19 protein-coding genes and 1 tRNA gene are annotated in these 19,516 nt (G+C 64.6%); 13 read left to right on the top strand and 7 right to left on the bottom strand.

Going from position 1 to position 19,516, the window contains the following annotated elements; translation table 11 throughout:
- Window positions 1-12 precede the first annotated feature (12 nt).
- Window positions 13-834 (top strand): HDOD domain-containing protein, encoded by an 822-nt coding sequence (locus AC1RMG_RS10700; RefSeq protein WP_011059783.1) that lies wholly within the window; start codon window positions 13-15, stop codon window positions 832-834.
- Between the two features lie 7 nt (window positions 835-841).
- Here AC1RMG_RS10700 and AC1RMG_RS10695 read toward each other — a convergent pair whose 3' ends face one another.
- Both AC1RMG_RS10695 and AC1RMG_RS10690 read right to left on the bottom strand, forming a co-directional pair.
- Window positions 842-2,227 (bottom strand): sensor histidine kinase, encoded by a 1,386-nt coding sequence (locus AC1RMG_RS10695; protein ID WP_011059782.1) that lies wholly within the window; start codon window positions 2,225-2,227, stop codon window positions 842-844.
- A complete protein-coding gene (locus AC1RMG_RS10690; protein WP_011059781.1) occupies window positions 2,220-2,891 on the bottom strand; it encodes a response regulator in 672 nt (223 codons plus the stop codon). Before AC1RMG_RS10690 ends, AC1RMG_RS10695 begins: the two co-directional genes overlap by 8 nt.
- 236 nt (window positions 2,892-3,127) lie before the next feature.
- On the opposite strand from AC1RMG_RS10690, the gene AC1RMG_RS10685 reads away from it, so the two are divergent.
- The 5 genes from AC1RMG_RS10685 to AC1RMG_RS10665 all read left to right on the top strand — a co-directional run bounded on the left by AC1RMG_RS10685 (window position 3,128) and on the right by AC1RMG_RS10665 (window position 8,543).
- Window positions 3,128-4,420, top strand: a complete 1,293-nt coding sequence (locus AC1RMG_RS10685) for an OprD family porin (RefSeq protein WP_169892607.1) — start codon at window positions 3,128-3,130, stop codon at window positions 4,418-4,420.
- Between the two features lie 79 nt (window positions 4,421-4,499).
- Window positions 4,500-5,486, top strand: coding sequence for a Bug family tripartite tricarboxylate transporter substrate binding protein (locus AC1RMG_RS10680; protein WP_011059779.1), 987 nt, complete (start codon window positions 4,500-4,502; stop codon window positions 5,484-5,486).
- Between the two features lie 58 nt (window positions 5,487-5,544).
- A complete protein-coding gene (locus AC1RMG_RS10675; RefSeq protein ID WP_011059778.1) occupies window positions 5,545-6,003 on the top strand; it encodes a tripartite tricarboxylate transporter TctB family protein in 459 nt (152 codons plus the stop codon).
- Between the two features lies 1 nt (window position 6,004).
- Window positions 6,005-7,519 (top strand): tripartite tricarboxylate transporter permease, encoded by a 1,515-nt coding sequence (locus tag AC1RMG_RS10670; protein WP_015634511.1) that lies wholly within the window; start codon window positions 6,005-6,007, stop codon window positions 7,517-7,519.
- On the top strand, window positions 7,512-8,543 hold the full coding sequence (locus AC1RMG_RS10665; RefSeq protein ID WP_262214197.1) for an AbrB family transcriptional regulator: 1,032 nt from the start codon (window positions 7,512-7,514) through the stop codon (window positions 8,541-8,543). Before AC1RMG_RS10670 ends, AC1RMG_RS10665 begins: the two co-directional genes overlap by 8 nt.
- Window positions 8,544-8,697: 154 nt before the next feature.
- Here AC1RMG_RS10665 and ung read toward each other — a convergent pair whose 3' ends face one another.
- Window positions 8,698-9,390 (bottom strand): uracil-DNA glycosylase, encoded by a 693-nt coding sequence (gene ung / locus AC1RMG_RS10660; protein WP_011059775.1) that lies wholly within the window; start codon window positions 9,388-9,390, stop codon window positions 8,698-8,700.
- 132 nt (window positions 9,391-9,522) lie between these two features.
- Here ung and dspII point away from each other — a divergent pair, with 132 nt between their 5' ends.
- Window positions 9,523-10,635 carry an enoyl-CoA hydratase/isomerase DspII gene (gene dspII / locus AC1RMG_RS10655; protein WP_011059774.1) on the top strand — a complete coding sequence of 371 codons (1,113 nt, stop codon included), beginning with the start codon at window positions 9,523-9,525 and terminating at the stop codon, window positions 10,633-10,635.
- Window positions 10,636-10,739: 104 nt separating this feature from the next.
- On the opposite strand, the gene AC1RMG_RS10650 is transcribed toward dspII, so the two are convergent.
- Window positions 10,740-11,135 (bottom strand): hypothetical protein, encoded by a 396-nt coding sequence (locus AC1RMG_RS10650; RefSeq protein WP_065364737.1) that lies wholly within the window; start codon window positions 11,133-11,135, stop codon window positions 10,740-10,742.
- Between the two features lie 274 nt (window positions 11,136-11,409).
- Window positions 11,410-11,619 carry a hypothetical protein gene (locus AC1RMG_RS10645; protein WP_227454106.1) on the bottom strand — a complete coding sequence of 70 codons (210 nt, stop codon included), beginning with the start codon at window positions 11,617-11,619 and terminating at the stop codon, window positions 11,410-11,412.
- Between the two features lie 340 nt (window positions 11,620-11,959).
- Between AC1RMG_RS10645 and AC1RMG_RS10640 the strand changes: the two genes are divergently transcribed.
- The 5 genes from AC1RMG_RS10640 (at window position 11,960) to AC1RMG_RS10620 (ending at window position 15,840) form a co-directional block, all read left to right on the top strand.
- Window positions 11,960-13,468: a sensor domain-containing diguanylate cyclase gene (locus tag AC1RMG_RS10640; RefSeq protein WP_493169175.1), complete on the top strand. Its 1,509-nt coding sequence runs from the start codon at window positions 11,960-11,962 to the stop codon at window positions 13,466-13,468.
- Window positions 13,461-13,679 (top strand): cysteine-rich CWC family protein, encoded by a 219-nt coding sequence (locus AC1RMG_RS10635; RefSeq protein ID WP_011059771.1) that lies wholly within the window; start codon window positions 13,461-13,463, stop codon window positions 13,677-13,679. The genes AC1RMG_RS10640 and AC1RMG_RS10635 overlap by 8 nt, the downstream gene beginning before the upstream one ends.
- Before the next feature lie 29 nt (window positions 13,680-13,708).
- Window positions 13,709-14,401, top strand: coding sequence for a pseudouridine synthase (locus AC1RMG_RS10630; protein WP_011059770.1), 693 nt, complete (start codon window positions 13,709-13,711; stop codon window positions 14,399-14,401).
- Between the two features lie 325 nt (window positions 14,402-14,726).
- A complete protein-coding gene (locus tag AC1RMG_RS10625) occupies window positions 14,727-15,611 on the top strand; it encodes an alpha/beta fold hydrolase (protein WP_015634505.1) in 885 nt (294 codons plus the stop codon).
- Between the two features lie 155 nt (window positions 15,612-15,766).
- Window positions 15,767-15,840, top strand: a tRNA-Gly gene (locus tag AC1RMG_RS10620).
- A gap of 106 nt (window positions 15,841-15,946) precedes the next feature.
- Here AC1RMG_RS10620 and AC1RMG_RS10615 read toward each other — a convergent pair.
- Window positions 15,947-16,375 (bottom strand): SMI1/KNR4 family protein, encoded by a 429-nt coding sequence (locus AC1RMG_RS10615; RefSeq protein ID WP_073698945.1) that lies wholly within the window; start codon window positions 16,373-16,375, stop codon window positions 15,947-15,949.
- Between the two features lie 272 nt (window positions 16,376-16,647).
- Here AC1RMG_RS10615 and AC1RMG_RS10610 point away from each other — a divergent pair, with 272 nt between their 5' ends.
- Window positions 16,648-17,376, top strand: coding sequence for a class I SAM-dependent methyltransferase (locus tag AC1RMG_RS10610; protein WP_053156769.1), 729 nt, complete (start codon window positions 16,648-16,650; stop codon window positions 17,374-17,376).
- A gap of 78 nt (window positions 17,377-17,454) precedes the next feature.
- Here AC1RMG_RS10610 and AC1RMG_RS10605 read toward each other — a convergent pair whose 3' ends face one another.
- Window positions 17,455-19,230: a sensor domain-containing diguanylate cyclase gene (locus AC1RMG_RS10605; protein ID WP_053149541.1), complete on the bottom strand. Its 1,776-nt coding sequence runs from the start codon at window positions 19,228-19,230 to the stop codon at window positions 17,455-17,457.
- Between the last annotated feature and the right edge of the window lie 286 nt (window positions 19,231-19,516).

The following is a 19,516-nucleotide window of genomic DNA, read 5'->3' as shown; positions in this document are numbered from 1 at the left end:
TAGAGAACTTACATGACTGAGCTGGCGCAAAAGGTCCAACAGGATTTGCTGGAGGCCATCGGCAACGATGACCTGGTTCTGCCAACCCTGCCGGAGGTGGCCCTGCAGATTCGCCAGGCCGCCGAAGACCCGGAAATCAGCGTCAGTACCCTGAGCAAGGTGATAGGCCGCGATACCGCGCTGTCGGCGCGGCTGATCAAGGTGGTCAACAGCCCCTTGCTAAGGGCGGCCCAGGAAGTCACCGACCTGCACACGGCAATCACCCGCCTGGGGGTCAACTACAGCAGCAACCTGGCCATCGGCCTGGTGATGGAGCAGATCTTCAACGCCCGCTCCGAAGTGGTGGAACAGAAAATGCGCGATGTCTGGCGCCGCAGCCTGGAGGTGGCCGGGGTCAGTTATGCGCTGTGCCGCAGCTACAGCCAGCTCAAGCCGGACCAGGCGGCCCTGGGCGGCCTTGTGCACCAGATTGGCGTGCTGCCGATTCTTACCTACGCCGAAGACCACTACGAACTGCTCTCCGACCCGGTCAGCCTCAATCACGTGATCGAGCGCATCCACCCGTTGCTGGGAGACAAGCTGCTGCGGGTCTGGGAGTTCCCCGAGCAACTGGTGGAGATCCCCGGGCAATACCTGGACTTCAGCCGCCAGTCGAGCCGGATCGACTACGTCGACCTGGTCCAGGTGGCGACCCTGTACTGCCACAAGGACACCGAGCACCCGCTGTCGCGGATCGACGCCTTCAGCGTGCCGGCCTTCAAGAAGCTGGGGATAGACCCGGACAACAAGGCCATGTGCCTGGACCTGGAAGAATCCCGCTCCATGCTCTATTGAGCATCCCCTAGCCGGCTGTAAAGCTCACCCGCACCTTCAACCCCGACGGCTCACCATCGTGCAGGCTGATCTGTGCCAGGTGCGCGCGACAGATCTCACCGACGATCGCCAGCCCCAGGCCCGAACCCGCACCCTGCTGATTGCGCCGGTAGAAGCGCTCGAAGACCCGGTCACGGTCTTCCAGGGGAATGCCCGGCCCATCGTCCTCCACCTCCAGCACCCCGGGCGGTGACACCCGCAGCACCACATTGCCACCCGGCGGAGTATGGGCCAGGGCGTTGTCCACCAGGTTGCTGAGCAGTTCATTGAGCAGGGTCGGTTCGCCCCTGAGCCACACCGGTTCGTCGGCCTCCAGGGCCAGGGCCACGCCCCGGGCATGGGCCAGAGGCGCCATGGCCATGCCCAGTTCCCGGGCCAGCTGGCTGAGGTCGAGCAACTGCGCCCCGCCCTCGGCGATCGCCCGGGCGCCGTTTTCCACCCGGGCCAGGGACAGCAACTGATTGGCCAGGTGGGTCAGGCGGTCGGTGCCCTGGGCCGCACTCTCCAGAGTGGCGCGCCAGGTATCCGGCTCACTCGCGCGCAAGCCCAGTTCCAGGCGGGCCTTGAGCGCGGCCAACGGGGTGCGCAACTCATGGGCGGCCTCGGCGATGAACTGCGCCTGGCGCTCGAACTGCCCGCGCAGGCGCTCGGTGAAATGGTTCAAGGCGCGTACCAGCGGCCACAGTTCGCGCTGCACCGAGACCAGGGGCAGCGGCCGCAGGTCGTCCGGCTGGCGCTCTTCCACCGCCCCGCGCAGGCGTTCCAGGGGGCGCAAGGCCGCACTCACCGCAAACCACACCAGCACCAGGGCGCCGATGGCCAGCATGCCCAGGCGCAGCAGGGTATCGGCCATCAGGCTGCGGGCCATGGCCACCCGCGCCTCGTCGGTCTCCGCCACGCGGATTTCCGCCATGCCGTTCATGTTCGGCTCGCTGACCGCCTTGAGCAGGCTCACCACCCGTACGTTCTGGCCCTGGTAGCGGGCGTCGTAGAAGCGCGCCAGGGCCGGGTAATCATCGGTTCGCGGCGTGCCGGGCGGCGGCCCGGGCAGGTTCTCATAACCGGAAATCAGTGTCTGATGGATGTCGTTGACCTGGTAGTAGATGCGCCCGGCGCTGTCGTAGGCAAAGGTGTCCAGGGCCACATAGGGCACGTTGGCACTCAGGCTGCCATCGCGCTGGGACAAGCCGGCGGCGATGGTTCGCGCCGAAGCCAGCAAGGTCCGGTCATAGGCGGTATCGGCGGCCTCACGGCCGTTCCAGTAGGCGCTCAGGCCGCTGGCCAGCATCAGCACCACCAGCAGCAGTGCGAGGTTCCACAGCAAGCGCCAGCGCAGGCTGCTGGGCTTATGCATCGCGGCTTTCCAGCAGGTAGCCCAGGCCGCGGAAGGTGACGATGGCGACCGCATGGCCGTCGAGCTTCTTGCGCAGGCGGTGCACGTAGATCTCGATGGCGTCGGGGCTGGCCTCTTCGTCCAGGCCGAACACCTGGGAGGCCAGTTGCTCCTTGCTCATGACCCGGCCAGGGCGGGCGATCAAGGCTTCGAGCACCGCCTGTTCGCGGGAAGTCAGGGTCAGCAACTCCTCGCCCAGGGTGAAACGCCGGGTGTCCAGGTCATAGGCCAGCACTCCGCAACGCTGCTGGCGCTCGCCCCCCAGCACGCTGCGGCGCAACAGGGCCTTGACCCGGGCCTCCAGCTCGGTCAGCTCGAAGGGCTTGGCCAGGTAATCGTCGGCCCCCAGGTTCAGGCCGTGGACCCGGTCCTTGACGTCACTGCGGGCGGTCAGCATCAGCACCGGCAGGTTCTTGCCGCGGGCCCGCAGGCGCGCCAGCACTTCGAAACCATCCATGCGCGGCAGGCCGACATCAAGGATCGCCACGGCGTATTCCTCGCTGCCCAGGGCCAGGTCGGCCGCCACCCCATCGTGCAGCACATCCACGGTCAGGCCGGTGCTCTTGAGCGCCTGGGCGATACTTTCGGCCAGTTGCAGGTGGTCTTCCACGAGCAGGACTCGCATGGCTGTTTACCTCGTTTCAGGGGGGATCGACGCCGCTCTTTGGCGCGGAGTGTACCGCCGCAACCGCCGCTGTGAAGCCCGAAAGCCACGAAAGTGCACTGAAAGGTTAGCGAAAGGTTGGCCCTTTAGAGTCCCGCCACGGACAGTCTCGACTGCCCTGGCCGTGAAGGCCGCTGACCCGCAAAACGCCTCGAAGCGTTTTCGTCAAAATAAGAACAATAACGGAGTACTCCAGGATGCCATCCACGCACCCTCAGGCTGTCCAGCCCACGCGCTTTTCCCGTCTGACCCCGACTGCTCTTGCCAGCGCCGCCACCCTTGCCGGTTTCGCGCCCTTGAGCCAGGCCGCCTTTATCGAAGACAGCAGCGCCACCTTCGAAACCCGCAACATGTACTTCAACCGCGACTTTCGCGACGGCACCAGCGCCCAGCAGTCCAAGCGCGACGAATGGGCCCAGGGGTTCATGCTCAACCTGCAGTCGGGCTACACCGAAGGTACCGTGGGCTTTGGCCTGGACGCCCTGGGCATGCTCGGGGTCAAGCTCGACTCCAGCCCCGACCGCACCGGCACCGGCCTGCTGCCGACCCACGATGACGGGCGCGCGGCCAACGAGTACTCCAAGCTCGGCCTGACCGGCAAGGTGAAGATTTCCGCCACCGAACTGAAAATCGGCAGCCTGATTCCGGAACTGCCGATCCTCAAGCCCAACGACGGGCGCATCCTGCCGCAGACCTTCGAGGGCGGCTTGCTGACCTCCAGGGAGATCAAGAACCTGACCTTCACCGGTGGTCGCCTGGACAAGGCCAAGGACCGCGATGACAGCAACTACGAGGATATCCGCCTCAACAACAAGAACAGCCGCTTCGCCGGCACCGTGGCCGGCAAGCACTTCAATTTCGGCGGCCTGGACTACAAGTTCACCGACAAGATCACCGGCAGCTACCACTTCGCCCAACTGGACGATGTCTACAACCAGCACTTTCTCGGCCTGGTAGCCTCCCAGCCCATGGGCCCGGGCACCTTCGGCACCGACCTGCGCCTGGCCATCAGCGACGACCAGGGCCAGGCCCGCGGCGGCAAGATCGACAACAAATCCCTCAACGGCCTGGTGAGCTACGCCCTCAACGGGCATAAACTCAGCGCCGGCTACCAGCACATGTCCGGCGACAGCGCTTTCCCCTACGTCGATGGCAGCGACCCATACCTGGTGAACTTCGTGCAGATCAACGACTTCGCCGGGGCCGAGGAGCGCTCCTGGCAAGCCCGTTACGACTTCGACTTCGCCAAGCTGGGAGTGCCCGGCCTGAGCTTCATGACCCGCTACCTCAGCGGCGACAACATTGCCCTGAAGAACGGCGACACCGGCAAAGAGTGGGAACGTAACACCGAGGTCAAATACGTAGTGCAAAGCGGCACCTTCAAGGACGTCGCCGTGCGCCTGCGCAACGCCACCTACCGTTCCAACTATTCGGCACGCGATGCGGATGAAGTACGCCTGCTGGTGAGCTACAGCGTAGCGCTGTGGTAAGCCCCCCCTATCACGCTCCTACGAAAAACGGGTCGGGGATGACCCGGACATACCTACAACAACTCCTGTGGAGACGCTCATGGACCTTTCACTGCGCAAACTCGCCCTCGCCGCCGGCTGCATGTTGTTCGCCGGCCAGTTGCTGGCAGCCTCCGCCGAGCCCAAGCGCCCGGAATGCATCGCCCCGGCCTCCCCTGGCGGCGGCTTCGACCTGACCTGCAAGCTGGCACAAAGCGCCCTGGTCAACGAGAAACTCCTGTCCAAGCCAATGCGCGTGACCTACATGCCCGGCGGTGTCGGGGCCGTGGCCTACAACGCGGTGGTGGCCCAGCGTCCGGCCGATGCCGGGACCCTGGTGGCCTGGTCCAGTGGTTCGCTGCTGAACCTGGCCCAGGGCAAGTTCGGCCGCTTCGATGAAAGCGCGGTGCGCTGGCTGGCGGCGGTGGGCACCAGCTACGGCGCCATCGCGGTGAAAAGCGATTCGCCCTACAAGAACCTCGACGATCTGGTCCAGGCCCTGAAGAAAGACCCGAGCAAAGTGGTGATCGGCTCCGGTGGCACCGTCGGCAGCCAGGACTGGATGCAGACCGCGCTGATCGCCAAGGCCGCCGGGATCAACCCGCGGGACCTGCGCTATGTCGCCCTGGAAGGCGGCGGCGAGATCGCCACTGCCCTGCTGGGCGGGCATATCCAGGTCGGCAGTACCGACATCTCCGACTCCATGCCGCATATCCTGGCCGGCGACATGCGCCTGCTGGCGGTGTTCTCCGAGCAGCGCCTGGACGAGCCGGAAATGAAAGACATCCCCACCGCCAAGGAGCAGGGCTACGACATCGTCTGGCCGGTGGTACGCGGCTTCTACCTCGGGCCTAAGGTCAGCGATGCGGAGTACGCCTGGTGGAAAGAGGCCTTCGACAAGCTGCTGGCCTCCGAAGAGTTCGCCAAGCTGCGCGACCAGCGCGAGCTGTTCCCCTTCGCCATGACCGGCCCGGAACTGGATACCTACGTGAAGAAGCAGGTAGCCGACTACAAGACCCTGGCCAAAGAGTTCGGCCTGATCCAGTGACCGTCCCTTTCTGACGGCCCGGCCCTCGCGCATCGGGGGCCGGGCCCGGGAGTTAGCCATGCTCGTTCAACGTCTCTTCGCCGCGGTGTTGCTGCTGGCCTGTGCCGGCCTGGCACTGATGGCCTGGCCCTACCAGGCGGCCTTTTCCTACGAACCGGTGGGCCCGCGGGCCTTCCCCCTGCTGATGCTCGGGCTGATGGGCCTGGCCCTGCTGTACATGCTGTTTCGCCCGGCACCGATCAAGCACAGCGAAGAAGAACCGCCCCTGGACCGGCAGACCCTGACCAAGATCGCCCTCTGCGTGGCCTTGCTGCTGGTCTTCGCCGGGGCCTTCGAGCCCTTGGGCTTCATCGTCGCCAGCATTCTCATCGGCGTGCCCATGGCCCGCCTGTACGGCGGCCGCTGGCTGCCCAGCCTGGTGATCATCTGCCTGCTCAGTGTCGGCCTCTACTGGTTGTTCGACCGAGTCATGGACGTCCCCCTGCCCCTCGGCCTGCTCGACGTTCTGGAGAATTGATATGGATACCCTCAGCTATCTGGGCCAGGGCTTCGGCGTTGCACTGACCCCCTACAACCTGGTCACCGCCCTGTCCGGCACCCTGATCGGCACCGTGGTCGGGCTGCTGCCGGGCCTTGGCCCGATCAACGGCGTGGCGCTGCTGATCCCCATCGCCTTCGCCCTGGGCCTGCCGCCGGAATCGGCGCTGATCCTCTTGGCGGCGGTGTACCTGGGCTGCGAATACGGCGGCCGGATCAGCTCGATCCTGCTGAACATTCCCGGCGAAGCCTCCACCGTGATGACCACCCTCGACGGTTACCCCATGGCACGCAAGGGCCTGGCGGGCGTAGCCCTGTCGTTGTCGGCCTGGAGCTCGTTCATCGGTGCCTTCATCGCCACCTGCGGCATGGTGCTGTTCGCCCCGCTGCTGGCCAAGTGGGCGATCGCCTTCGGCCCGGCGGAGTACTTCGTGCTGATGGTGTTCGCCATCGTCTGCCTGGGCGGCATGGCCGGCGACCGACCGTTGAAGACCTTCATCGCCGCGCTGATCGGGCTGTTCCTGTCGGCCGTGGGCATCGACGCCAACAGCGGCGTGTACCGCTTCACCGGGGACAACATCCACCTCACCGACGGCATCCAGTTCGTGGTGCTGGTGCTGGGCCTGTTCTCCATCAGCGAGATTCTCCTGCTGCTGGAAAAGACCCATCGCGGCCAGGAAGCGGTGAAGGCCACCGGGCGCATGATGTTCAACTTCAAGGAAGCGGCCTCGGTGTTCGTGGTGAACATCCGCTGCGGCCTGCTGGGCTTCATCATGGGCGTGCTGCCCGGAGCCGGCGCGACCCTGGCCAGCGCCGTGGCCTACATGACCGAGAAACGCATCGCCGGTGCCAGCGGCACCTTTGGCCAGGGCGACAAGCGCGGCCTGGCAGCCCCGGAAACCGCCATCGGCGCCTCGGCCTGTGGCGCCCTGGTACCAATGCTGACCCTCGGCGTGCCCGGTTCCGGCACCACCGCGGTGATGATCGGCGCCCTGTCGCTGTACAACATCACCCCCGGCCCGCTGCTGTTCCAGCAACAGCCGGATATCGTCTGGGGCCTGATCGCCTCGCTGTTCATCGCCAACATCATGCTGGTGATCCTCAACATTCCGATGATCCGTATCTTCACCCGCATCCTTGCGGTGCCGAACTGGGCCCTGGTGCCGGTGATCGCCATCATTACCGGGATCGGCGTCTATGCGGTACACGCCACCACCTTCGACCTGTTCCTGATGGTGGGCATCGGCATCTTCGGCTACGTCCTGCGCAAGCTGGACTTCCCGCTGTCGCCAGTGCTGCTGGGCTTCATCCTCGGTGGCCTGATGGAGCAGAACCTGCGCCGGGCGCTGTCGATTTCCAACGGCGCCATGGAGATCCTCTGGTCGAGCCCGATCACCGTCGGGGTCTGGGTGCTGACCGTGATCATGCTGCTGATGCCGCTGCTGCGTATCTGGCGCAAGCGCGCGGCCCAGCAACGTGCCGTGGCCGATGTCTGAATCCACTTGGAAACAGTGGTGGGGCACGCCCCTGGTGGGCCTGGTTGGCGGCTACCTCGCCAGCCAGATCGGCTGGCCGCTGCCGTGGATGGTCGGCTCGTTGCTGGCGATCATCCTGGTGCGCTGCCTGACGCCCTGGCAACTGGCGGAAATCCCCGGCGGGCGCAAATGCGGGCAATGGGTGGTAGGCATCGGCATCGGCCTGCACTTCACCCCGCAGGTGATGGAGCAGGTGCTGAGCCATTTCGGCCTGATCTTCTTCGGTGCCCTGGTCACCAGCCTGTCCAGCGTGGTCGGGGTCTGGCTCTTGCGGCGCACCGGCGAGGACCGGGCCACCGCGTTCTTCTCCAGCATGCCCGGCGGCTCCGGGGAGATGGTCAACCTCGGCGCGCGCAACGGCGCGGTGCTCAGCCGGGTAGCGGCCGGGCAGAGCCTGCGGGTACTGACGGTGGTGCTCTGTGTGCCGGCGGCGTTCAAGTACCTGCTGGGGGAAGGCACGCCCGCCCTGCATGCCGCTACGGTGGACTGGCGCTGGCTGGCCCTGCTGTTTCCGGCCGGTGCCCTGCTGGCCTGGCTCTGGCAGCGCCTGCGCCAGCCCAACCCCTGGCTGTTCGGCCCCCTGCTGCTCAGCGCGACACTGAGCATCGCCTGGGACCTGCACATCGGCCTGCCCGACGGCGCCAGCCAGATGGGCCAGTGGCTGATTGGCAGCGGCCTGGGCTGCCACTTCAACCGCCAGTTCTTTCGCCGGGCCCCTTCGTTCATGGGCCGCACCCTGATCGGCACCGCCCTGACCATGCTGATCGCCAGCCTCGCAGCCCTGGGCCTGAGCGCCCTGACCCGCCTGGACCTGCGCTCGCTGACCCTCGGCATGATGCCCGGCGGTATTGCGGAAATGAGCCTGACGGCCGAGGTCCTGCAACTGTCGGTGCCATTGGTAACGGCGATGCAGGTCATGAGGTTGCTGTTCGTGCTGTTTCTCGCCGAGCCCCTGTTCCGCCACTGGAACAAAGGCCCCCTGTAGCCGCCGGCTGCGACAAGGTCCGCAGGACTTTCAGTGGCCGAACCACCGCTGCGTCCCTAGGGGCAGTTCGCAGCCTGCGGCAGCGGCTACAGATATGCCTTGGTTCAAGTCGCGAGTGGGGTGGCCGCCAAGCAGCCTCCCCATCGAGCACTGGTTACAACGGCGGCAGGCGCCACTCGATCGGCGTCTCGCCGTTCTGCTCGAGGTATTTGTTGGTGCGGCTGAAGTGCCCGCAACCAAGAAAGCCGCGGTAGGCCGACAAGGGCGACGGGTGCACCGAGGTCAGCACCAGGTGCTTGGTGGCGTCGATCAGCTTCTGCTTGCTCTGGGCATGGGCGCCCCACAGCAGGAACACCAGGTGCGGCTGATGCTCGCTGACCACTTCGATGATCCGGTCGGTGAAGAACTGCCAGCCCTTACCCGCATGGGAAGCGGCGTTCGCCCGTTCCACGGTCATGGTGGTGTTGAGCATCAGCACGCCCTGTTCGGCCCAGCTCTGCAGGTAGCCATGGTTGGGGATGTCGATGTTCAGGTCGCGCTTGAGCTCTTTATAGATATTCACCAGCGACGGTGGCGCGGGCACCCCGGGCTGCACCGAGAAGCACAACCCATGGGCCTGACCCGGCCCGTGGTAGGGGTCCTGGCCGAGGATCACCACCTTGACCTTGTCCAGCGGCGTGGAGTTCAAGGCGTTGAAGATCATCGGCCCCGGCGGGTAGATTTCCTTGCCGGCGGCATGTTCCTGGCGCAGGAACTCCCGCAGTTCGCTCATGTAGGGCTGGTCGAATTCGGCACGCAGGGCCTCCTTCCAGCTCGGTTCGAGTTTGATACGATCGTCAGCAGTCATGGCCATGCCCGTGAAAAAACAATGGCCGCACCCTAGGAAAGCCCACTTCGCTTGTCAATTGATCTGACACAGAACCGGCACTTTCCCTTACAGCGATCATACTGACCGCTTAAATTTCCCATCGAGGTCACGATGAACCTGCACGTCGAAGAACTCACCGGCACCGATGGTGCACGCATCGCCATTGCCACCCTGGACGCGGAAAAATCCCTGAACGCCCTGTCCCTGCCCATGATCCAGCAGTTGAGCGAACACCTCGACACCTGGGCCAAGGACCCGCAGGTAGTGTGCGTGCTGTTGCGCGGCAACGGCGCCAAGGCTTTCTGCGCCGGCGGCGAAGTGCGCAGCCTGGCCCAGGCCTGCCTGGCCCATCCCGGCGAAGTGCCGCCGCTGGCCGGGCACTTCTTCGCCGCGGAATACCGCCTCGACTATCGCTTGCACACCTACCCCAAACCACTGATCTGCTGGGGCCACGGTTATGTCCTCGGTGGCGGCATGGGGCTGCTGCAAGGTGCTGGCATTCGTATCGTCACCCCCAGCAGCCGCCTGGCGATGCCGGAAATCAGCATTGGCCTGTACCCGGACGTGGGCGCCAGTTGGTTCCTGTCGCGCATGCCCGGCAAGCTCGGGCTGTTCCTGGGCCTTACCGGCGCCCATATGAACGGCCGCGACGCTCTGGACCTGAACCTTGCCGACCGTTTCCTGCTCGATGAGCAACAGGAAGCGCTGATCGAGGGCCTGCTGCAACTGAACTGGCAGGAACAGACCCCAAGGCAGCTCAACAGCCTGCTCAAGGCCCTGCAACAGGAAGCCCTAGAGCAGATGCCCGACGCTCAATGGCTGCCGCGCCGGCAACAGATCGACAGCTGGCTGGATGTCAGTGACGTGGGCTGTGCCTGGCGGGCTATCAGCCAATTGCACAACCACAGCGATGCCCTCTACAGCCGTGCAGCCAAGACCCTAGTCGAAGGCTGCCCGCTGACTGCACACCTGGTGTGGGAACAGATCCGCCGCGCCCGCTACCTGTCCCTGGCCGAGGTGTTCCAGATGGAGTACACCCTGAGCCTGAACTGCTGCCGGCATCCGGAATTTGCCGAAGGCGTGCGCGCGCGGCTGATCGACAAGGATCATCAGCCGCACTGGCACTGGGCGGATATCAACAGCGTGCCCGAGGCCGTGGTGGAGGCGCATTTCCACAAGGCCTGGGAAGGTCGCCATCCCCTGGCGGACCTGACGGATTACTAGATCGTCACAGGCTGCGCACTGCCCGAAAGGACGCGGCGACAGTGGACTCGCCGAAGGTCCTGCGGACCTGGTCGCAGCCTGCGGCAGCGGCTACAGGGTTCGGCTCAATGACCGCGGCCACCGTGGCCATGGTCGCCGCGCCCGTGATCGCCGCGCCCTCCATTGTCACGCCCGCCGTGGCCGCCCCAGTCCTGGTTGCTCCAGTTGTTCGGCCGGCCATGCCCACCCCAACCCTGGTTCGGATAAGGCCGGTATACCGCGCGCGGTGGCTGGTAGTAACGCGGGGCCGGTTGGTAATAGCGCGGCGCCGGCTGGTAGTAGCGCGGTGGGTAGTAACTGCGCCCCGTGGAATAGTAGGAAGACCCGCCACCGTAGTAATAGGCCGGCGCGGGAGCGCTGTAGACCTCCGAGCTGTAGTAGCCGGAGCCTCCACCGTAATAAGGGGCACACGCAGCAAGGCTCGAACCCAGTAAGGCAATCAGTAGAAGTCGACGATACATGGCGGCCTCCTGGACCGCGAAGAAGCCTCGCCAGCGACGCTGGCAGGCGGCAATCAGCAACAGGCTGACTGACGCAATATCTGACCGTGAAAAGCGCTTGTGGTGCGATTTGCGCAACACTTTGAAACAAGTGCTGCTGACGTCCTTTCCCGCGGTTTTCCACGCCCACGAAAAAGCGCTGCCTCAGGCAAAGGCAGCGCTGTGGGCAACGACTCTCGGCCCTTGGCCTCTTGTCATCCGAGGCGGTGGCCTGTTGTACGGGCCTTGGTGCCGGCTAGTGGTGCCAGCGTCGGTAGCCGCCGTAGTAGTGCGGCCCGTAGCCCCCGTGATAGTAGGGCCGGTAATAGTAGTGAGGCCTGTAGCCGCCTCCATAGTAGGGGTAGCCACCGTAGTAATAGGGGCCTGGAACCGCATACACGTCAGTGCGGTAGTACCCCGGCTCGACGTAATAGGGCACACAGGCGGACAGACTCAAACCAAGCACAACACCGAGCAAGATTCGACGGAACATGGCGGCCTCCCGGACCGCGTGCAAGCCGTACCAGCGACGCTGGACGACGCCAATCGAAACGGCATGACTGGCATTGCATAGGACCGCAAAACGCCTTTGCGGTGCGCCGCGTAGCAGCGCCCCGATGACTTCACCGACCAGTGGCGGGGCCTGCTTGGCGGCCTTGCAGGCTCCAGTTGCAACGAGCCCCCCCGCGGGCCTTCCAGCGCCTGGCAAACGTATCGAAATCGAGACAATTCAGGCGCGTGATGAACGAGTTATTTGCGCGCCGTGCCACTAGAATGCGTCATCGGGCCACTATCACGGAATCACCATGCCGCGCCGCTCTCCCCTGTATTCCCAGCGCTCGCTGGTTCTGGTCCTGATCGCCCTGCTGGGCAGCGGTTTTCTCGCCACCTCGCTGCTCAGCTACTACGCCTCGCGGGATTCGATCCGCGACAGCATCGTCAATACCGAACTGCCCCTGACCTCCGATACCGTGTACTCGGAAATCCAGAAGGACCTGGTGCGGCCGGTGCTGATCTCCTCGATGATGGCCCGCGATACCTTCATGCGCGACTGGGTGGTGGCCGGCGAGCGCGACCCGAGCCAGATGACCCGCTACCTCAACGAGGTCATGACCCACTACGACGCCTACACCGCGTTCTTCGTCTCCAATACCAGCCTCACCTACTACCAGGCCAAGGGCGTGCTGAAGAAGGTCAAGGCCGATGAGCCCCGGGACGCCTGGTACTTTCGCGTACGCGACATGAGCACGCCCTACGAGATCAACGTCGACCCGGACCTGGCCAACCAGGACAAGCTGACCTTCTTCATCAACTACAAGGTCTACGACTACCAGGACCGCTTCATCGGCGCCGCCGGGGTCGGCCTGACCGTGGATGCGGTGATCAAGCTGATCGACAAGTACCAGCAGCGTTACCAGCGCAGCGTGTACTTCGTCGACGCCTTCGGCCGCATCGTCCTCACCGGTGCCGACGGTGGCCCCCAGGGCGCCCGCAGCGGCCAGTCGCTTCATGAGCTGGACAGCCTCAAGGAGCTGCTGAGCCAATTGCCCAAGCCCCACAGCGGCAGCTATGAATACAATTCCCAGGGCCAGGGGCACTTTCTCAATGTGCGCTTCATTCCCGAGCTGAACTGGTACCTGTTCGTCGACAAACGCGAAGACGGCGCCCTCAACAGTATCCGCCAGTCGCTGTACCTGAACCTGCTGATCTGCCTGGTGATCACCGCCATCGTGCTGGTCCTGCTCAGCGCCGTGGTGCGCCGCTATCAGCGCAAGATCGAAGCCCAGGCCACCCTCGACAGCCTTACCCGTCTGCCCAACCGCCGCGGGTTCGACCTGCTGGCGGCCCAGGCCCTGCAAGAGGCCTGGCGCGACCTGACGCCGCTGTGCGCCATGCTGCTGGACCTGGACCACTTCAAGCGCCTCAACGACACCTACGGCCACCTGGCCGGGGACCAGGTGCTCAGTGGCTTCGCCCGGGACCTGCAGGGCTGCCTGCGCCAGTCCGACATCGTCTGCCGCTGGGGCGGCGAAGAATTCATCGTCCTGCTCAAGGACACCGACAGCAGCGTGGCCCTGGGCATCGCCGAGAAGATCCGCCTGCTCACCGAACAGCAGCGCTATCACTATGAAGGGCAGCCGCTGCAACTGACCGTCAGCATCGGCTTGACCAGCCTGCAAGCCCAGGACACCCTGCACAGCCTGCTGTCCCGTGCCGACCACGCGATGTACCGTGCCAAGCACGCGATGTACCGTGCCAAGCACACCGGACGCAATCGAACCTGCATGGAAATGCCTCACTCCAGCCATGAATGAACCTGAACTCTGCCCCGCCTGCGGTGCCCGCAACGACTGCACCCTGGCCGACCCGCGCCGTGCCGGCCAGGCCTGCTGGTGCTACAGCGTGGACATCGACCCGGCGATCATCGAAGCCCTGGCGCCGGAGCTGCGCAACCAGGCCTGCCTGTGCCCGCGCTGTGCCGGGGTCGACGCGCAGCTGCGCGCCGCTACCCTGCCCCGTCCCTGAGCCCCTCCAGCCGATAGCCACCGATCACCATGCGCATTGACCGTTTTCTCAGCAACCTGCCCCGTTTCAACCGCCAGCAAGTGCGCGTGCTGCTGGTGCAACGACGCATTCGCATCGATGGGCAGCCGGTCAGCGACCCCAAGGCCGAGGTCCGCGAGTTCAGCCGGGTGGAGCTGGACGACGAAGTGCTGCAGGCCGGCAAGCCGGCGCGCTACTTCATGCTGCACAAGCCCATGGGCTGCGTCAGCGCCACCCGCGACCCCGAGCACAAGACCGTGCTCGAACTGATCCATGAGCCGGACCCGCAGGATCTGCATATCGCCGGGCGCCTGGACTACAACACCACCGGGCTGATGCTGATCACCAACGATGGCAACTGGTCGCGGCGCCTGACCCAGCCCCAGACCAAACTGCCCAAGCTCTATTACGTGGAAACCGAGCAGGAGATCGGCCCCGAATACGTCGAGACTTTCGCCCATGGCCTGTATTTCGCCTTCGAGGACCTGACCACCCTGCCCGCTCAACTGCAGATCCTCGGCCCCCGCAGCGCCCGGCTGAGCATCGTCGAAGGGCGCTATCACCAGGTCAAGCGCATGTTCGGCCACTTCAACAACAAGGTGCTGCGCCTGCACCGCGAACGCATGGGCCCGCTGCTGCTGGACGAACGCCTGGCCCCCGGTGAATACCGTGCTCTGAGCGACGCCGAAATACGCCTGATCTGAGCGTTGCGCCGCGCCACACGACCGCTGGGCAGAAGCTGTCGAACAATTTGCCCAATGACCTTGCAGGTTCCCGGTTGCCCTGCTTGAATCTGTCCGTCGGCCGAATTGTGACCGATGAGTCACAACCACACATCTAAGAAACCCTTTGCCGGCCTGAGCCCTGCCTGCTCTGCCTTCCCCCCGGCAAATCGCCCGCCTATAACAACACCCGTCGACCTGCCTTACCGGATCGACATGGGCTCCGATTCCAGGCGTATGCCTACCTGTCACATTGCCCGTGCACACTCACGTTGCGCGCATACCCGCTTGCCAGGAGTCTTATGACATGAGGCCAGAAATCGCTGTGCTGGATATACAGGGTCAGTATCGGGTTTACACGGAGTTCTATCGCGCAGATGCCGCAGACAAGACCATCATTCTGGTCAACGGCTCACTGGCCACCACTGCGTCCTTTGCCCAGACCGTGAAGAACCTCCACCCGCAGTTCAATGTGGTGCTCTACGACCAGCCCTACGCGGGTCGCTCCAAGGCCCACAACAGGCACGAACGGATGCTCACCAAGGAAGTAGAGGGGCAGATCCTGCTGGAGTTGATCGAGCACTTCGCCGCCGAACATGTGCTGTCGTTTTCCTGGGGCGGCGCCGCCGCCCTGCAAGCGCTCTCCCAGCGCCCGCGACGCATCGAGAAGGCGGTGATCAGCTCGTTCTCGCCGGTGATCAACGAGCCGATGCGCGACTACCTGGAACGCGGTGTCGACTACCTCGGCAGCCGCGATGGCCATCGCGTCGGCGACCTGGTCAACAACACCATCGGCAAGCACCTGCCGTCGCTGTTCAAGCGTTTCAATTATCGCCACGTCAGCAGCCTGGCGGAACATGAGTACGGGCAGATGCACTTCCACATCAGCCATGTGCTCCATGGTGATCGCCAGTGCTACCTCAGGGCCGCACGCAACATCCAGGTCCCGGTGCTGTTCATCAACGGCGAATGGGACGAATACACCTCGGCCAACGATGCCCGGCTGTTTGCCAACCATGTGCAGCAGTCGAGCTTCAGCACCATCCAGGCCACCGGGCACTTTCTCGACATGGAGCACAAGGCCGCCTGCCGCGACACCCGCCAGGCCCTGATGGGGTTCCTCAAACCGGGCCAATACGACAACCGTTCGCGTGCCCCGCATGTCCAGGAGCAGCATGTACGAGCCCTCTGAAAAGCCCTCCTCGCACGCCGCCTGCATACCGTGACAACCCCGGTTTTCACGGTATGGGGCGGGCTGGCGATGAAGGTCAGCGGCGCGCAAGCGCAAGTCAGCTAAAGAAAAACTTCAAATCCACGGCCACATCTGGTACAAAGTCAGCCGTTCGAGCGGGTGTCGTATAATGGCATTACTCCAGCTTCCCAAGCTGATAACGAGGGTTCGATTCCCTTCACCCGCTCCACTTCCCCAATCTGCGTACCCACGCAGAAGCTCCAAGCAGTTTCCCAGTCGTTGAACCGCAACGATCTCTCCCTCCAGACCTGACCATTCAAGCCCAAGCCTTGTGCCTACCCGGGCCGATCGGTGCAGGCCAGAAAAGCTGCATAGCCATCGGCAACCACGGACGTGGCGCCAGTCTCATGGGACCAGAGCACCACCACCGGCTCACCGGCCTCCCCCAGCACGGCGTAATCGAAGCAGTAGTAGTCGCCCGTGCCGAACTGGGCGAACGGCAGCAGGTTGGAGAAACCCGCCGGGTCAGCGCAGACGTTGTCCTGCCAGGCCCGCCAGCCGCCTTCGAAATGGCGGACTATCGACTCCCAGGTCTTGCGCGGATCCCGGGCATCGAAGACCGGAAACACCTCCAGCGCCCCCAGGGCCTTGCCGTTGTGCTCCAGCAACCAGCGCGCGAACGAGCAGGGCAAGGTACGCCCCAATGCCATCTCTGCCGCGCGGATCGCCTCGATCGTCGTGCCTGTCACTCTCGCTTTGCCCATGATGCCTCTCTTGGGGTACGAATTCGGGGCCGGGGACACTCGGTGTTCCCGGCCGGCGATTGTGCCGATGAAGATCCTGGCGTGCAAAGCATCCGGCGATGGCCCGGCCCGCAAAACTGGCTAAGATATCCGACCTGTTTTGCTGCACCACCTGCCCGGCCATCGACGATACCTGCGTCGCGCCCTGCGAGGGAGAAGCCCCTCAGCTGTTTCAACTGCATGACATTCCCTGCCCACCAGGGCTGCACACGAACCTGATAGAGCCTCCCGACATGACTCAGAACATCTACGACGACCCGATTTTTTTCCAGGCCTACAGCCAGATGGGCCGCTCCCTCGGCGGCCTCGACGCCGCGCCGGAATGGCCGGCCCTGCAAGCCCTGCTGCCACCGATGAACGGCCTGCGGGTGCTGGACCTGGGCTGCGGCTATGGCTGGTTCAGCCGCTGGGCCAGCGAGCACGGTGCCCGCCAGGTAGTGGGCCTGGACGTTTCGCAGAAGATGCTGGCCACCGCCCGCGCCACCACCTCGGCACCCAATGTGCAGTATCAGCAAGAGGACCTGGAGCAACTGCGCCTGCCCGCCTGCAGCTTCGACCTGGCCTATAGCTCACTGGCCCTGCACTACATAAAGGATTTGCCCGGCCTGTTCGCCCAGGTCTATGCGGCCCTGGTACCGGGGGCGCGCCTGGTGTTCTCCATCGAGCACCCGATCTTCATGGCACCGCGCAACCCGGGCTGGCAGGTGGACGCGCAGGGCCGCCAGTCCTGGCCGGTGGACAGCTACCAGCAGGAAGGCGAGCGGGTGACCCACTGGCTGGCCGAAGGGGTGATCAAGCAGCACCGTACCCTGGGCACGCTGCTCAACACGCTGATCGATACCGGCTTCAACCTGCGCCATGTGCAGGAGTGGGGCCCCACGGCGCAGCAGGTCGAGGACCTTCCGGCGCTGGCAGAGGAGCGGGAGCGGCCGATGCTGTTGCTGGTGGCAGCGCAGCGGTGAGGAGGTGCGGCGCCCTCAAGGTTTTTAACGCCCCTTCGGGCCGCTCGCAGCCTGCGACCGCGGCTACAGAAGCCGCAGTCAGTAGCCTTGCTGTAGTGGAAAGCGCTGGGCCGCGCTGCGGGCCAGGAATTTTTCCTGGACCATGGGCCGGGCCAGGAAATAACCCTGGGCCTCATCGCAGCCGAAGGTGCGCAGCATCTGCAGGCACTTGAAGCTTTCAATGCCCTCGGCCACGGTGCGGTAGCCCAGTTCCCGGGCCAGGGCGATGACCGAGCGGGTGATCTTCTGGTGCTGGGCACTGCTCTCAAGGTCGGTGACCATGGATTTGTCGAGCTTCACCACGTTGGCCGGAATCTGATGCAGATAGGCGAAGTTACTGTAGCCGGTACCGAAATCGTCGATGGCCACATCCATGCCCAGGGCGCGGATCTTGCTCAACTGGTCCAGCACCCGCGGGTTGGAACGCAACCAGGCACCCTCGGTGATTTCCACTTCCAGGCGATGGGGTTCGATGCCGTGGCGGCGACAGGCCGCCTTGAGCACATCAGCGATGTCCTGGTCCTCGAAATCCTGGGGCGAGAGGTTGATCGACAGGCGCTGCACTTCACCGTCGCTCCAGGCCTGCAGCTTGCCGAGCACCGCATTGATCACCCAGTGGGTTACCCGGTGGATCAACGCATTGCGCTCCATCACCGGAATGAACTCCGCCGGTGAAATCGGCCCCAGCCAGGGGTGATCCCAGCGGATCAGCGCCTCGGCGCTGACCTGGGCGCCGTCGGGCAGGGCGAAACGCGGCTGGAACATCAGGTAGATCTGCCCACTGTCCAGGGCTTCGCTGATATCCGAGGCCAGGTTGAAGGCTCGCCGGTAGGCCTGGTCCCGCACCACGTCGTAAGGCGCCCAGGTGCTGCGGTTGAGGGTCGCCAGTTCCAGGGCGAACATGGCCTTGCGCAACACGTCGGGCACGGCGTCGCGGTCCGTGGAGAACTCCACCGTGCCCGCGCATACCCCGGGAATCATCGGCAGTTCCAGCCCTGGCGGCTGACGCCGCAGGCGCCGCACCAGGCCTTCCAGGAAGCGCTCGATCCCGGGAGCCGCCGGCAGCAGGAAGCCGAAGCGCTTGACCGATACGTGATACACCCGCACATGGCGCCCCAGGTAGGCGAGCAGTTGCTGGGCCAGGAAACGCACGATGGTCTCGAACGGCGCCAGGCCCATGGCCAGGGTCAGCTCGTGGGCCACGGTCATGTCCACCGCGTCCACCAGCACCAGCACGCGCCGTTCTCCCGGGTTCTCATCCGCCAGGTCGTACAGGTCGCTCTGAAATTGCTCACGGTTGGGCAGCCTGCTCACCGGGTCGCGCCGGGTCAGGCGCTGACGCTGCTCCACCTGCTCCATCACCAGGGATGCCAGGTCGCGCAGTTGCTGACGCTCGGCAGCGTTCAGGCGCTGGGGCTGGCGATCGATGACGCACAGGCTGCCGATCGCATGCCCGGTGGAGGTAATCAGCGGCGCGCCGGCATAAAAACCGATGCCCGGGTCTTGGGTCACCAGGGGGTTGGCGTGGAAACGCACATCCTGGCGGGCGTTTTCCACCTCGAATACATCACCGGACTTGATGGTATAGGCGCAGAACGATTGCTCGATGGGGGTCTGCTCGGGCGCAAAGCCCACCCGCGACTTGAACCACTGCCGATCACGGTCCACCAGGGTGATCAGGGCCGTGGGCACCTTGAAGTACTCTGCGGCCAGCCGGCAGATGCGGTCAAAACGCTCGCACCGGGCCGTATCCAGCAGTTCCAGGGCATACAGGGCAGCCAGGCGCTGCTCCTCGGCCAGCGCCTTATCGGGCATATTGCGCCTCGGGCAGGATCAACACACTCATCACCAATCTATCTCACCAACGCAGGGATGGAACGACACCCGGAAACCGGGTCGGGCCTTGAAGTAGTGGCACTACGACATCCATCGACAGCATGACGCAGTGACTAGTGCTTGCCAATTCCATCCGTCGGACGAACGGTCGACGGCAAGCCCCCCAACCCTGCGTTGAAACACTTGTCCTAGAGCATTGCCAACTGAAAGCCGGTACAACCCTCTGGTAGCCTGCGACGCTATACCGCTGTGCTGCCCAGGGAGC

Source organism: Pseudomonas sp. GW822-FHT04H02, from assembly GCF_058800645.1.
The sequence above is the reverse complement of the archived record's forward strand: the minus strand, read 5'-3'. Positions and strand labels throughout refer to the sequence as shown.

Excerpts from the sequence above, each read along its gene's own strand:
- AC1RMG_RS10700 (WP_011059783.1), top strand. The coding sequence starts at position 13 with ATGACTGAGCTGGCGCAAAAGGTCCAACAGGATTTGCTGGAGGCCATC.
- AC1RMG_RS10695 (WP_011059782.1), bottom strand. The coding sequence starts at position 2,227 with ATGCATAAGCCCAGCAGCCTGCGCTGGCGCTTGCTGTGGAACCTCGCA.
- AC1RMG_RS10690 (WP_011059781.1), bottom strand. The coding sequence starts at position 2,891 with ATGCGAGTCCTGCTCGTGGAAGACCACCTGCAACTGGCCGAAAGTATC.
- AC1RMG_RS10685 (WP_169892607.1), top strand. The coding sequence starts at position 3,128 with ATGCCATCCACGCACCCTCAGGCTGTCCAGCCCACGCGCTTTTCCCGT.
- AC1RMG_RS10680 (WP_011059779.1), top strand. The coding sequence starts at position 4,500 with ATGGACCTTTCACTGCGCAAACTCGCCCTCGCCGCCGGCTGCATGTTG.
- AC1RMG_RS10675 (WP_011059778.1), top strand. The coding sequence starts at position 5,545 with ATGCTCGTTCAACGTCTCTTCGCCGCGGTGTTGCTGCTGGCCTGTGCC.
- AC1RMG_RS10670 (WP_015634511.1), top strand. The coding sequence starts at position 6,005 with ATGGATACCCTCAGCTATCTGGGCCAGGGCTTCGGCGTTGCACTGACC.
- AC1RMG_RS10665 (WP_262214197.1), top strand. The coding sequence starts at position 7,512 with ATGTCTGAATCCACTTGGAAACAGTGGTGGGGCACGCCCCTGGTGGGC.
- ung (WP_011059775.1), bottom strand. The coding sequence starts at position 9,390 with ATGACTGCTGACGATCGTATCAAACTCGAACCGAGCTGGAAGGAGGCC.
- dspII (WP_011059774.1), top strand. The coding sequence starts at position 9,523 with ATGAACCTGCACGTCGAAGAACTCACCGGCACCGATGGTGCACGCATC.
- AC1RMG_RS10650 (WP_065364737.1), bottom strand. The coding sequence starts at position 11,135 with ATGTATCGTCGACTTCTACTGATTGCCTTACTGGGTTCGAGCCTTGCT.
- AC1RMG_RS10640 (WP_493169175.1), top strand. The coding sequence starts at position 11,960 with ATGCCGCGCCGCTCTCCCCTGTATTCCCAGCGCTCGCTGGTTCTGGTC.
- AC1RMG_RS10635 (WP_011059771.1), top strand. The coding sequence starts at position 13,461 with ATGAATGAACCTGAACTCTGCCCCGCCTGCGGTGCCCGCAACGACTGC.
- AC1RMG_RS10630 (WP_011059770.1), top strand. The coding sequence starts at position 13,709 with ATGCGCATTGACCGTTTTCTCAGCAACCTGCCCCGTTTCAACCGCCAG.
- AC1RMG_RS10625 (WP_015634505.1), top strand. The coding sequence starts at position 14,727 with ATGAGGCCAGAAATCGCTGTGCTGGATATACAGGGTCAGTATCGGGTT.
- AC1RMG_RS10615 (WP_073698945.1), bottom strand. The coding sequence starts at position 16,375 with ATGGGCAAAGCGAGAGTGACAGGCACGACGATCGAGGCGATCCGCGCG.
- AC1RMG_RS10610 (WP_053156769.1), top strand. The coding sequence starts at position 16,648 with ATGACTCAGAACATCTACGACGACCCGATTTTTTTCCAGGCCTACAGC.
- AC1RMG_RS10605 (WP_053149541.1), bottom strand. The coding sequence starts at position 19,230 with ATGCCCGATAAGGCGCTGGCCGAGGAGCAGCGCCTGGCTGCCCTGTAT.